The organism is Vibrio sp. THAF190c, assembly GCF_009363355.1.
Lineage (GTDB): Bacteria > Pseudomonadota > Gammaproteobacteria > Enterobacterales > Vibrionaceae > Vibrio > Vibrio fortis_A.
This window is the reverse complement of the sequence record NZ_CP045338.1, coordinates 866,509-879,398: the sequence shown is the minus strand read 5'-3', so window position 1 is coordinate 879,398 and position 12,890 is coordinate 866,509. Positions and strand designations below refer to the sequence as shown.

Here is a 12,890-nt window from a genome sequence, read left to right as displayed (position 1 = left end):
TCAAACGGATTGAATTGGGTATTCGCAGATGATTCAGACCAAGAAGGTATTAACGAATCTGAAGAATATTTTGCTGTAGTTGGTTGTGAACTTCTAGAGAACGCGAGTTCGCTTGGAAGTTACGTTGAGCAGAAATCAGGTCAACCAGCTCTTGAGTCATATCTATGTTCGATTGCTCTAGTGAACCGTTGTTGATGCCACCAAATGAACCCTTGTTCGATTCACCCCAGATTTTATCACCTGAGTAGTTAGTAGAATCCCACTGAGTGCCGCCCTTCTTATCTAGGCCTTGCTCGTTTGGAACACGTACTAGACCTACACGACCTAGCATTACGTTTTCACCGTTTGAGTATGTACCTAGAACACTACCGTACTCATCGAAGTCGACCTTAGTTAGAAAGCCTGTTGTTGCGCCGTCTTCATCGAATTTCGTCAATTCAAACGGTGCCGCAAACTGCGTCGAAGAGTCTAGACCAAAGTTCAGTGTTTGAGTAACGTCCGCGCCGTTTAGGTTCATCGGTACAGCACCCGCACCTAACGCTTCCGACACAATTGGTTGACCGTTGTTTAGGCTCGCAAGAGTACCGTCGTTGTTAAAGCGCATAGTGTGACCAACATGGCCCGTCGCGTTTGTCGCATCACCACCAGCAATATTCAATGGCTTCTCGCCTTCACTATCAGTCATAGTGTAGTAAGTCTGCCATGTGTTCGGCTGGGTTTGGTCTTTTAAGTAGTAAGTGGTTAGCTTGTAAGACTGACCCATAGAGTCGTAGACCGTTGAAGAGGTCGCACGGTTGTAGGTATCTGCATCATTGAAGTTAAATGCAGCTGGGTCTTTAAGATCACCGTTTGCAGGCAGGTTTACACCTACTTCAATGTTTTCAGTCTGTTTTGGCTTACCAAATTCAGCTGGAATAGACAGTGGCTTCGGTGCGTAAGAAAGAACTTCACCCGAGTTTGGATCAACATCGTAACCTAGAAGAAACTCATCGTTAGAAGTAACCATGTAGTTATCTTTGTTTAGGTGAAATGCGCCATTTCGTGTTAGTTCGTTAATCTCAGGTACCATGCGGTCTTTTGCCACAGCGAAGAAGCCTGTGCCACTTACACGTAAATCCATTGGGTTGTTCGTATAAATACTTGAACCTTCATGGAACTGCTGCGCCACTTTATTTGCTTGAGCACCGCCACCTGGAGTGGTTTTGCCGTTCGTAAACAAAGAGCTTGAGTAAACATCACCAAACTCCGCACGCGACTCTTTAAAGCCAAATGTGTTTGCGTTCGCAATGTTGTTACTTGTTGTGTTCAGATCTAATTGAGCTGCGGATAGACCGCTTAAAGCTACATATGACATTCCAATATTCTCCTAATCTATCTAGCTAGCATATTCACTCTATCAAGAGCTACGCTTTGCCAACTTCTAGTACTTCAGCAAGTCGTACTGGCGATGTGAAACCAGCCAGATTGAGTAGTACGTTGCCATCACCTTTGCCAAGAAGCACACTGTTCACATTCGCATACGTTGATACTTCGAACTCTGCGCTCTCACCATCCAGTAAACCAGCCGCTTTCACGTTGTATTTACCAGCAGGCAATGGGTTGCCGTCTTCGTCTTTTCCGTCCCATTCAACACGTGTGTCACCTGCAGGCTTAGAGCCGACATCAAAGGTACGGACCAATTGGCCCACTTCGTTCTCAACACGGATCATTAAGTTATCCATAGCTTGAGGAAGTTTTACCATTGCCGCCATGCCGCCATCGCCGGGTTTCACACCTGCCGCACCAGGAACTAACACATCACGCCCTACTAAAGATGAGGCCTGAAGTGCTTGGTTAGATGTCATTGATGAATTCAAGCTTTCAAACTGTGTATTCATCTTGCCAATGCCATCTACGGTCGCAAATGAAGCCATTTGCGCAATCATCTGGTCATTGCTGACCGGCTTAAAAGGGTCTTGCTGAGCAAGCTGCTTGGTCAATAACGATAAGAAGTCTTCTTGTTTAAGATCTTGCTTACCTGTTGTTTCATCAGGCTTTTTGCTGTCTTGAAGATTTTTAAGCTGATCAACATAGGACAAGCCGCTTTGACCAACATTATTAATTCCGGCCATATGCTACCTCCTTATCCTTATTGACCCATCTGCAGCGTACGCAGCAGCATTTGTTTACTCGAGTCAGCAACCTGTACGTTTGTTTGGTACGCACGTGAAGCTGAAATCATGTTTGCCATCTCTTCCATAACATTAACGTTTGGCTTGTAGATGTAGCCTTCGTCGTTTGCTAATGGGTGATCTGGGTTGTACTCCGCGCTAAGCGGTTTATCGCTTTCTACGATACCTAATACTTTCACCGGCACGGTATGACCGCTATTGCGTGCCTTACTTAACTCAGCGCCGAACACAGCATGGCGTGCCTTGTAAGTCTCATCAGCTGAGCTACTTACACTGTCCGCGTTAGCTAGGTTACTTGAGGTAGTGTTTAGACGAACAGATTCAGCACTCATCGCAGAACCAGTCACATTGAATACATTAAATAAGCTCATCTAATTATTCCCCTTTAATCGCTTTAGTTAAGTTCTTGAATTTACTTCCTAAGAAGTCTAGAGAGGCTTGATGCCTGATTTGGTTTTGCATGAACAAGTTTCGTTCTAAATCCAAATCCACCGTGTTGCCATCTCCTGTATCAGGTTGAGTAGGAATACGATACTTAGTTTCCCCATTCACCGTCGTTGAGGCAGAAATATGCCGACCGTCCGTGCGGCTAAGACCAATACTTGCCCCAGAACTTGCCGCCTGCAGTGATTTCTTAAAGTCTAATCCTTTTGCTTTATAACCAGGCGTGTTTGCTTGCGCGATATTGGTGGAAAGCACCTCAGCGTTGCGCTCACGTACACCAACTGTGTGCTGGTGAATGCCTAATGCGTTGTCAAAAGAAATAGCCATGTAAACCTCAACTCAAGAACTGACTGTTATGAAATAACCAAAGCAATATGTATACCAACTTTTAAAGCCAATAGAACAATGAATGCTTTTTATCGGTCACTCGCTGTTAAACTTGCAATATACAAGCCAAGAATAGAGTAAATTGGAATGTCACTCTGATATAAAGATATACCGAGCGAGACAAAAAAGAAAACCCAGCACAATGGCTGGGTTTGATAAGAAAAACTGGAATGTCTTTACTGTTATTACGACTTGAGCTTATAGATGATGCCCGGGTTACAGCGAACCATCTCAAAACGGTCTGTCAGACCAGTCAAAGACTCAGACGCACCCAACAGCAAGTAGCCACCAGGATTAAGGCTGTTAGCCATCTGGTTTAGCACTTTAGACTTCATGTCTGGCGAGAAGTAAATCAGTACGTTGCGGCAGAAAATAATGTCGAATTTACCTAACAGCGCGTAGCTGTCCATTAGGTTTTGCGGACGGAAGTTAACCATGCGCTTCACATTATCTTTTACCTTCATACGACCATCGCCCGCGTCTTCAAAGAAGGTACGGCGACGTTCAGGCGACAGACCACGGCCTAACGCAAGATTGTCATAGATACCAGCACGACACATATCGAGCATGCTCGCAGAGATGTCTGTTGCTGTGATCGAAACATTTGGCAGCATACCCGGCTTACGTGCTTGAGTCTCAAGCACTGTCATTGCCATTGAGTACGGTTCTTGACCAGAAGAGCTTGCCGCAGACCAAATCTTAATTGGACGCTTATTTGCCGCTATTTCCGGAAGGAGTTTATCCGCAAGCACGGCAAACGGGTAAGTATCTCGGAACCAAAGTGTCTCGTTGGTCGTCATGGCATCTACAGCTGCCACGCGCAACTCGCGGTTTCTACCCGTTACTACATCTCTCAATAGATCTGACAGAGACGCCAGTTTAAACTTTGCAACTAAAGGACTAAGGCGACTGCGTACAAGATATTGCTTGCTATCACCGAGTACAATGCCACATTGAGATTCTAAAAAGCGGCTAAAATCACGATACTCTTGATCACTAATTGTTATAGCAGTCATTAATGTCTCTTTTCTATTTAGTTAATGCGGACTTCACCGCTGAACCAAGCTCATCTGGGTTAAATTTCGCGATGAATGAGTTTGCACCCACACGCTCAACCATGGCCTGGTTAAATACGCCACTCAACGAAGAGTGTAAAATTACATACAAGTCTTTTAGTTCTGCATGGCGGCGAATTTCTGCAGTCAGTGTATAGCCGTCCATCTCTGGCATCTCGATATCCGAAATAACGAGAGAGATCTGGTCGTAAATACTGCCTTCAGCCGACATCTGCATCAGCTTCTCGTACGCTTCTTTACCATCTTTAACGGCAATAACTTCGAAGCCGATAGACTCGATTGCGCGCTGTACCTGCTTACGAGCAACGGTAGAGTCATCCGCAATGAGAATGCGTCGAACAAGTGGTTTCTCTTGCTCAACTTCTGCAATCTCTTCAGCAATTTTGCTGTCCATTGTTTCATCAACAGGAGAGATCTCTGCAAGAATTTTTTCTACATCGAGAATTTCAACCAGTTCATTATCGATGTTAGTTACCGCAGTCAGGTAGTTCGCTTTACCTGCGCCATCAGGTGGCGGCAAGATAGATTCCCAGTGCATGTTGATAATACGCTCAACAGAGCTCACCAAGAAACCTTGAATAGTACGGTTAAACTCAGAAATTACAACAAAACACTTTTCTACGTCTGTTGTTGGGCGACCGCCAATAGCTAAGCTTAAGTCAATAACTGAGATGGTTTGACCACGAATGTGCGCAACACCCTTCACCAGCGGGTTCAAGTTTGGCATTGAAGTCAGCTTAGGACACTGTAGTACTTCTTTAACCTTAAATACGTTAATACCATAGCGCTGACGCCCCATTAGGCGAAAGGTTAGTAATTCTAATCGGTTTTGACCGACGAGTTGCGTACGCTGATTCACTGAATCCAGAATACCCGTCATGAGCGCATCTCCATATCAAACTTTTTTGATTAAAAAGTGTTAATCTACTACAGGCTACGAACCATCAGAGAAACAGAATGACGTATCATAACTCAAATCTGCAACCATTTTCCATAACAACATGTAGAGCTTTTTTTAAAATTGTCGCTAAGTTTATCGGCATTATATCAATATTGTTTAGTTTTTTTGCACAAGGTGCGACATCAGAACAAATTGAGGCGATTCAAACCGCAGCTGAGCAACATATTCTCGACACGGTTGAGCAGCCAATGGGCGGTGAACTCTTGGTTCAATCTGCCAATGTAGACTCAAGGATAAAAGCTACAGATTGCCCTATTCCCTTGGAAACCAGTGCCTCTACCGCCACCAATACTCGCAGTAGCATTACCGTTCTTGTGCAATGTGTTCCTGATGAATGGCGAGTATATGTTCCGGTTCGACTCTCTATATCTGCACCACTAGTCACTGCAACAAGAACCATCGCGCGAGGCGAGATAATCGGTCAATATGATGTCACAACCGCCATGATTTCACTTAACAAATTTCGCCGACAAGGTTACACCCTTCCTGAACAAGTCATCGGAGCTAAAGTAAAAAAGAACCTGCGCCCTGGTGATGTTATTGAGAGAGGTGATATTTGCGTCGTTTGTCGTAATGAGAAGGTTATCATACAAGCTGTCAAAGGTGGCATGACCATTACCACAAAAGGCACGGCATTAACGGATGGTTCAATGGGAGACCAAGTAAGAGTGAAAAATGATAAATCACAACGTATAATTGAAGGAATTGTTACCGATATGTCGGAAGTAACCGTTCATTTCTAATAAATGAGTTGGAAGCCCCCTCTAATAAGTTAGAGGAAACCCGTTTCGACATGAGAGATTTGTTTCTTTGTTAACACGTTATCCTGCCAAAGTGGTACTCTGTTAGCGATTTCAACAATCGAGTTAAAAATCTCTAAAGTAATCGAACCAGCGGTCGATAGTGACAGTACAGGTTCCCATATTCGTAGATAAAGGCTCAACTATGGCAGGCATTGATAACATTCGTTCAGGCCAAACCCTAACGACAACTAACCGCTCTACAGCGCGTACTGATACAAGCAGTTCGCAAGCGTCGAGCTCTGAAGTATCGGCAAAGCCCGCAAGCAAAGATGCGGTGTCACTTAGCCAACAAAGCAAAGCAATTGGTCAAATGCACCAAGACATGGCCGCACAACCAAGCTTTGACCAAGTAAAAGTCGCAGCGATTAAAGAAGCAATCGCAAATGGCTCATACACTGTTGACCCAGAAAAACTGGCTGACAACATGATCAAATTCGAGAACGAGCTTAAAGGCCTATAAGTTCGTTTTTCGTTCAACTGACTATAAGCTCGATTAGGTTTTTGTATGGCGGCACTCGCAGATTTAGTTAATTTTCAACTTCAAAGCGCCCAAGCTCTCTCTGAACTGCTTAGTTCGGAAAAGAGTGCCATTACCAGTAGAAAATCGAGTGAGATTGAACGTATTGCTAAAGAAAAAGTCGTGCTGGTTGAGCAACTGAGAAGTACAGACCAGAGAATAGCAGCGCACACTAATGTGGCCGAGTTGAACGAAAAGCCAGAGCTTATCGAACTCGTCGCCAAAATTCGCTCTATCATTCACGATTGCCAACAAGCAAACCTTGTTAATGGTGAAGCACTTAACCGCGCACACCTGAGCTTCAACAAACTCAGCAACATGATGCAACAAAGCCATGGAAAAATAGGCATGACGTACAATGCCGGTGGGCAAACGCATACCATATCTACGTTAGGAACCAACGTAAAAGCGTAGCTCTATTCTTCCCTTTGAGTAACAAGCTCCGGTCTCAGCAATCAAAAATAGCGTAAACCATCGAAAATAAAAAAGCGGCAAGTATCCAATACTTGCCGCTTTTTGCATCAAATCTAGTAATTATGTCTGCCACTTGCCATCTGGAAAGCCAGCAGCAGAATACAGTATCAACCGAGTGACATTAGAAAAGTGTTTGTTGTCTCTTTTCTGGTACGGCTTGAACTTCACCGTAATCACGCAGTTTGTCCATTTTCTTAATATCAAGCTGCAACTCGGTCACATAACTGTCACCCACTGGGTAGCTGCGTACCACTTCTGCACCTCGAATAACACCATCAACCGCACCGGAAGTCAGCTCAGTGCCTAGACGTTGGTCTTCAAGCTCAGCGCGGCCACTAACACGCATGCCATATACTTGCTCTGCCAGTTCACGGTACGCATCAATCTTTGAAGCTCGCATTGCTCGAATACGTTTCTCTTCGTCGTTACGCCCTTTTTGTTCGCTAATACTTGCGTAGCCAACCGCCACCAAGAAGTCGTCTGGTCGCATGGTTTGCAGTGGCTGACAGCCAACAAGTAACAATGCTGCGATTAAAAATATCACCTTCTTCATGACAGGCTCCTATGGACGAAGAATAACCGTATATGGCTGCTTAATAGTTGGGTCCGAGCGAATGATCACGCCATCTTGAGTGCGAATGCTGTTCAATGTGTCTAGGTCACGACCAATGCGGTCTGCCGGTAAGAAACCTTGCGCCGTTGCAACAACGATACGCGTTTGCATACCTACGACACGAGCATTAACTAACACACCACCCTCTTGGCGCAGCATAGTACCAGTCAATACATACTGAACATCCTGCTCTTGTGCCAGATCTTTCCAGTCTCGACTCAAAGCGAAGTCACCCTGTTGAGTCACCTGAATCGAGCCAGTTGTCTTAAAGTCTACCACTTTAAAGCCGCGACGCTGAAACTGATGGATAAAGCCTTCAGAGACTGAGTTGCCTAGCCAGTTGGTCGAATCCATATGTTGCAGGTCAACAAACGAAGTGACGGCGATAGGCGTACGCGCCGACACACTGGTGTTAGACATAATCAAGTCTTCAGTCATACTCTCAACGAAGAAGTCCATAGTATGACGTGGGCTATCCATTAACATAAACTGACTACCAGCGTACTCAGACTTACCGTTATAGATAGGCGAATAAGCACATGATGTAATTAGCATTACACTGATTACTACAAGCCATTTTTTCATTGTGTTATCTCCAGATGTTTTAGTACCAGACTGTGCAACCTATTCTCACCACTCTTTCCTTTAATGGATTACAATGTTGGAACAGTCTTTGCTTTTGATTAATTGTTCACATTAATAAAAGCGGCACTCAAATCAGCAATTCGCTTCTGATAATTTGTTAAGCAATATTTATACCCAACTGGTAACGAATAGATGAAAAAAATATTTTCCACACTATTTTCAATAGTTTCACTGCTCACTATGACCTTCAATGCTCATGCATCATGGTTTGAAGTTACCGGTACAGCGGCGATCGTTGCGTCTGAAGATGCGGCAAGAGTTCATGCACTTGAAGATGCCATTTACAAAGCAATGCAGTTCTCAGGGGGAGATATTGGCAGTATCGCGAACCTAACCCCTTATCTACAAGCAGGACAAAAGGAGTATCAATTCACTAACCACGAAGTGAGATACATCCTTGTCGACAAAGAGAGAAAGCGCAGCGGCAACATCATGATCACCGCTCGCATCGATATTTATCCTTCGGCAAATGGTTGCCATGAAAGCCAGTACAAGAAGACATTTTTGGTCGGCAACGTTGACCTTGCCTCTCCACAACAGGCGGTAATGGGGCGTGTCTACAATATTGGCGATGACTTCAGCCATGTGATAAACCGTCAGCTATCTCAAGAGTCGCGCAGTTTTGTTTCTGTTGGTACCACTGATTACGAGATAGACCGACGCCAGCCAGAAACGTTAAAAATGATCGCGCAAGACCATGGAGCGCAATACGTGATTGGCGGCACCATTACCGATTTAACGGCAACTATCGAATCTAAACTCCTGCAAGACGATATAATTAACCGTCAATTCGCTTTAGAGATGCAAGTGTATGACGGCAAAACTGGTCATCAAGTTTACAACCGCAGTTACCGCGAGGTAGCAAAATGGCCATTTCCGAAAACCAGTGAAGTGGATACCAAGAGTGCGCGTTTTTGGGCATCAACCTATGGCAGCATGATGTTGCGAGTAAGCCGAAGTATCATGCTCGACTTGGAGTCGGAAGTGTCTTGTAAAATCACCCTACCAGAAGTGGCTGCAGTCTTTGGTAATACAGTGACGATGGATCTAGGTCGTTTACACGGCGTTCAACAGGGCGACAAGCTACAGCTGTGGCACACAGGCTCATTTATCGATCAAAATGGTTTGCCGCGTAACAAGGTATCTAAGAGTGACATCACCCTTACCGTGACTCGAGTTTATGAGAACGAAGCAGAGTTGACCATTGAGCAGCCTAACTTAGCAGGCAGCATTCAAATTGGCGACGTAATGCAGAAGATCATGTAAGCCATTAAGATATATAGCAAAGCCCTGAAGTAAAATTCAGGGCTTTATTTTTTCCGCTCAATTGGTTTCTGTTTTTCTGATATTTGGCGTAATCTTACTAATAACATAACCATCAATTAGTAAGCTATGAGTGAGAATAACCTGATTGGAGCCACCGGTTACCGCTTCATTTCAAAAGGCAAAACTGCATATAAGATCCATATTCACACACCTGACGATACTGTGCTGCATCGGTCGGTGGGGTTCGTGCGTCTTGGAGAAGAGAAAGCGCTCAAAAAAACCATAAAGCTTCGCGATGAACTTGGCAAACAGCTATGGGGAAAATTCTGGGGCAAGGTGCTCAAAGACCCATACCTAATGACGCGGCTACCACACAGCCTAGAGCCTAAAATTGTCTTCAAGCCTAATCCCACTCAGAGCGATCCTAAACATCGCGACGAATGCTATATCGCCAAGTGGCGAGTGTTTGCCGAGAACGGTGAATATAAGTATCGAACTAAGGTCTGCTCAATCAGAAAACATGGCAGACTTGCCGCATACAGCCAAACCAAGCGTGCTCTATTAGAGGCACACAAAGATGTGATTGACCTGCTTGTGTTTATGGGACGCCTAAACAGTATTGATCTCAAATAGTCACGCCTCTCTGTAGATAGCTATGTGTCTACGAAGCCGTTGTATTCTCTACCCGCAATAAAAAACAGCGACCGAAGTCGCTGTTTTTTCATATCGATGTTAAGTAACTAAGACTCTTGGCACAATTCCGCCAAAGCAGACAAGCGTCGCTGAGACTCTTTCACATACGGATTCGACTCATCCCACGCGTAACCAGCCAAAATAGAACAGACCATCTGCTTAATCTTGGGATTAGGTTTCTCATAGAAAATTACATCCTGCAGCGAACCTGAATACCAACCTTCTACATAGGTACGGAATGTATCCACCCCTTTCATCAGAGGCTGCGCATACTCTTTGTCCCAATCCACTTCTTCGCCATTCACATGTCTTGCAACGCAATCTACAGCGTACTCGGCAGACTTCATCGCAATGGTCACACCAGAAGAGAACACTGGGTCGAGGAACTCGCCAGCATTACCCAGCAGAGCGTATCTGTCCGTCGCTAGGTGCTTCACATTTGCTGAATAGCCGCCAATCTCGCCAGCAGGATTAGAGTACTCCGCTTGGCTTAGAATATTGACCAAACCCGGCTCTTCACTGGCTACCTGCTTGAGTAAGGCAATCTTATCTTCAGGGTAGTTTTCAAAGAAACTTGGTTCACCCACTACACCAAATGAAGAGATACCATTACTGAATGGGATTAGCCAATACCAAACGTCAGGGTTAGTTGGATGGACAGAAATAAGGATCTTTTTTCTATCGTACTCTAAGCCATGTTCCGCCAAGTCAATATTATCTTTGATATGAGTAAACACTGCCTTACGAGGAGGTAAACTAGATGGCTCTTCTAGGTTTAACATCTTAGGCAGCACACGACCAAAGCCACTGCCGTCTAATACATAATCAGCCTCGATTTGGTACGCGTCTTCCCCTTCAGGTTGAACATCCAAAATGGCGTGCTGGTCAGTAAAACGAATATCGATAAGCTCGTGCTGGTAATCGATAGCCACACCCTGATTTTGTGCCTCATCGGCAAGTACTTTATCAAAAGTGCCTCGCTGAACTTGAAACGTAGTACCAGGCCCCTTGGAGAACTTGTCTTGGAAATCGAAAGCGGTATATACCCCACGCTTTCGAAACGCAGCCCCATCTTTGTATTGGAACTGGGCAGATTTCACAGCATCAGTCATTCCTGCTTGTTCAACGACTTCCATGCAAGCTGGCAATAGACTTTCACCAATGGAAAAGCGAGGGAAAACGCTCTTCTCAATCACACGAACCTCCACCCCTTTTTTATGAAGTAGAGCCGCGGCAATCGAGCCCGAAGGCCCTGCACCGATAACCACAACTTGAGTCTTTATTTTTCTCATGACTGTCATCACCAAAATTAAGCGTTAAGCGGCTTTAAGTTCAAGGAGTGTATGTCCTAGCCCGATATCATCGGTACGAGTGACCACTTCAAATCCTGCTTCAGCAACAATCTCTAAGAAATCTTCGCTGCGATAGAAACGGCTATTGCCGTTGGCTAAACAGGTGAAATACAGCGATGTTGCATTCAAGCTATAAGAGGCTGCATCGTATTTTTGCGCATCCCAGAATAGTTCCAGAATATAAACGGTCGCCTGCTCTGACATATGTGAACGTACACGTTTAAGAATGCTTAAGATCTCCATCGGAGAGAAACAATCTAAGAACTGACTCATCCACCATACATCTGCGCCAGTCGGCAAGGCTTGCTGTTTATCCAGCATATTCGCAGGATAAGGTGTGATGCGATCTTCAAAGCCTTGTTCTTTGGCATTAGCCATTGCCATCTCTAATTGCTGCGGCAAATCCACAATCGTGATTTCAACATCCGAGTCATGCCCACAACACTGCAGTGCCCACTTCCCCGTGTTACCACCAATATCCACCAGCGATTTAGGCTGCTTTTCGAAGACTTTTTCCAGCAAAATCGGAAACGAGCGATCAGAATAGAAATGATCAAACTTAAACCAGCTCTCTTTCGCCTGTTGAGGCAATTGAGATAAACCTTGATAGATAGTCTCCCACTCGCCTAATTCTTTCAGCCCCGCAGGCGTGCCCTTTTGAATGGCTTCGGTTAAGTGCATCATAGCGGCATAACAAACATCCGCCGTAAAATCCATATTCGCTTCAGTCATGCCGTCATGCAGCAGATAAAAACCAAGATTTGCCAATCGATAATTTGGCTTTTCCCACAACACAATGTGCGCACTTAACGCCATATCGAGTAGGACTTTAACACCGTATTCGGATACGCCAGTTTTAGCTGAAATATCGCTAGCGTCTAAACCTTGTTCACCCGCCTCATCGAGGGCTTTTAATATCCCTAAGTCACGCAATGTGCGCGCAGTGTGGAACACTATCGGCGCAAAAGAGAGCTTTTGAGCCTCTGTTTTAGCCTGAAGTGCATTGAATGGATCTAAATTATAATTGGACACAAAAAACCTAACTTATTTGTTCTAAAACTATTCAGCCGCCATTTGCGCTAGCTTTCGTTTAATATCAACGTTCAGGTTGTTTACCCAACGGTTGTAGTTGCGATGAATCTCGCCGTCGTCATATTTTAGGTTCTCTGACTCTACATATAGAATCGAGTAGAACTTATCGCTGTAAGGAATTTCAACCACCGCGTGATGAGAACGGACATATAGCTCTGCACGAATAAGACCAGGCTTCACTTCAGAAACTAGCCAGCCGCGATCAATCGCCGACTCATAAATCGCTGATTTTACCTGTTTACTTTGAAGATTATGTGCAACTGGAGTATCCTCAACGTTCATAACTGGCTGTACACGACCACAACCTGCGAGAACCAAAACGAATAACATCGAAGCTGCAATTTTGAATAATTTCATTGTATTTCCTTACCTATATTTGTCTTTATCTCGCATAGT

16 protein-coding genes are annotated in these 12,890 nt (G+C 44.7%); 5 read left to right on the top strand and 11 right to left on the bottom strand.

Annotated elements, in window-relative coordinates; translation table 11 throughout:
- Positions 1–49 precede the first annotated feature (49 nt).
- The 6 genes from flgE to FIV04_RS03995 all read right to left on the bottom strand — a co-directional run bounded on the left by flgE (position 50) and on the right by FIV04_RS03995 (position 4,958).
- Positions 50–1,354: a flagellar hook protein FlgE gene (gene flgE / locus FIV04_RS04020; RefSeq protein WP_032550125.1), complete on the bottom strand. Its 1,305-nt coding sequence runs from the start codon at positions 1,352–1,354 to the stop codon at positions 50–52.
- 49 nt (positions 1,355–1,403) lie between these two features.
- Entirely contained in the window at positions 1,404–2,111 is a 708-nt protein-coding gene (flgD, locus tag FIV04_RS04015; RefSeq protein WP_032550124.1) for a flagellar hook assembly protein FlgD, read from the bottom strand.
- Between the two features lie 17 nt (positions 2,112–2,128).
- Positions 2,129–2,542 carry a flagellar basal body rod protein FlgC gene (gene flgC, locus FIV04_RS04010; RefSeq protein ID WP_032550123.1) on the bottom strand — a complete coding sequence of 138 codons (414 nt, stop codon included), beginning with the start codon at positions 2,540–2,542 and terminating at the stop codon, positions 2,129–2,131.
- Positions 2,543–2,546: 4 nt separating this feature from the next.
- Positions 2,547–2,942: a flagellar basal body rod protein FlgB gene (flgB, locus tag FIV04_RS04005; RefSeq protein WP_004736175.1), complete on the bottom strand. Its 396-nt coding sequence runs from the start codon at positions 2,940–2,942 to the stop codon at positions 2,547–2,549.
- 245 nt (positions 2,943–3,187) lie between these two features.
- Positions 3,188–4,018, bottom strand: a complete 831-nt coding sequence (locus FIV04_RS04000) for a protein-glutamate O-methyltransferase (protein ID WP_032550122.1) — start codon at positions 4,016–4,018, stop codon at positions 3,188–3,190.
- A gap of 13 nt (positions 4,019–4,031) precedes the next feature.
- Positions 4,032–4,958: a chemotaxis protein CheV gene (locus tag FIV04_RS03995; protein WP_150895526.1), complete on the bottom strand. Its 927-nt coding sequence runs from the start codon at positions 4,956–4,958 to the stop codon at positions 4,032–4,034.
- A 77-nt stretch (positions 4,959–5,035) separates the two neighbouring features.
- Between FIV04_RS03995 and flgA the strand changes: the two genes are divergently transcribed.
- From flgA to FIV04_RS03980, 3 genes are all read left to right on the top strand, one after another.
- On the top strand, positions 5,036–5,782 hold the full coding sequence (gene flgA / locus FIV04_RS03990) for a flagellar basal body P-ring formation chaperone FlgA (RefSeq protein WP_032550120.1): 747 nt from the start codon (positions 5,036–5,038) through the stop codon (positions 5,780–5,782).
- A 202-nt stretch (positions 5,783–5,984) separates the two neighbouring features.
- On the top strand, positions 5,985–6,302 hold the full coding sequence (gene flgM / locus FIV04_RS03985) for a flagellar biosynthesis anti-sigma factor FlgM (RefSeq protein ID WP_032550119.1): 318 nt from the start codon (positions 5,985–5,987) through the stop codon (positions 6,300–6,302).
- A 45-nt stretch (positions 6,303–6,347) separates the two neighbouring features.
- Positions 6,348–6,773 (top strand): flagella synthesis protein FlgN, encoded by a 426-nt coding sequence (locus FIV04_RS03980; RefSeq protein WP_032550118.1) that lies wholly within the window; start codon positions 6,348–6,350, stop codon positions 6,771–6,773.
- 181 nt (positions 6,774–6,954) lie between these two features.
- On the opposite strand, the gene flgP is transcribed toward FIV04_RS03980, so the two are convergent.
- Both flgP and FIV04_RS03970 read right to left on the bottom strand, forming a co-directional pair.
- Positions 6,955–7,386 carry a flagellar assembly lipoprotein FlgP gene (flgP, locus tag FIV04_RS03975; protein WP_032550116.1) on the bottom strand — a complete coding sequence of 144 codons (432 nt, stop codon included), beginning with the start codon at positions 7,384–7,386 and terminating at the stop codon, positions 6,955–6,957.
- A 9-nt stretch (positions 7,387–7,395) separates the two neighbouring features.
- Positions 7,396–8,031 carry a FlgO family outer membrane protein gene (locus FIV04_RS03970; RefSeq protein WP_032550114.1) on the bottom strand — a complete coding sequence of 212 codons (636 nt, stop codon included), beginning with the start codon at positions 8,029–8,031 and terminating at the stop codon, positions 7,396–7,398.
- Between the two features lie 192 nt (positions 8,032–8,223).
- Between FIV04_RS03970 and FIV04_RS03965 the strand changes: the two genes are divergently transcribed.
- Positions 8,224–9,357, top strand: coding sequence for a flagellar assembly protein FlgT (locus FIV04_RS03965; RefSeq protein ID WP_152468322.1), 1,134 nt, complete (start codon positions 8,224–8,226; stop codon positions 9,355–9,357).
- Between the two features lie 126 nt (positions 9,358–9,483).
- Positions 9,484–9,990: a Fe3+-citrate ABC transporter substrate-binding protein gene (locus tag FIV04_RS03960; protein WP_152468321.1), complete on the top strand. Its 507-nt coding sequence runs from the start codon at positions 9,484–9,486 to the stop codon at positions 9,988–9,990.
- A 107-nt stretch (positions 9,991–10,097) separates the two neighbouring features.
- Here the strand turns inward: FIV04_RS03960 and FIV04_RS03955 are convergent, their stop codons facing one another.
- From FIV04_RS03955 to FIV04_RS03945, 3 genes are read right to left on the bottom strand one after another with little or no spacing between them, the layout of a single operon-like run.
- Positions 10,098–11,342, bottom strand: a complete 1,245-nt coding sequence (locus tag FIV04_RS03955) for an NAD(P)/FAD-dependent oxidoreductase (protein ID WP_152468320.1) — start codon at positions 11,340–11,342, stop codon at positions 10,098–10,100.
- A 24-nt stretch (positions 11,343–11,366) separates the two neighbouring features.
- Positions 11,367–12,434: a methyltransferase gene (locus FIV04_RS03950; protein WP_032550106.1), complete on the bottom strand. Its 1,068-nt coding sequence runs from the start codon at positions 12,432–12,434 to the stop codon at positions 11,367–11,369.
- Between the two features lie 27 nt (positions 12,435–12,461).
- Entirely contained in the window at positions 12,462–12,851 is a 390-nt protein-coding gene (locus tag FIV04_RS03945) for a hypothetical protein (protein ID WP_032550104.1), read from the bottom strand.
- Positions 12,852–12,890: the final 39 nt, after the last annotated feature.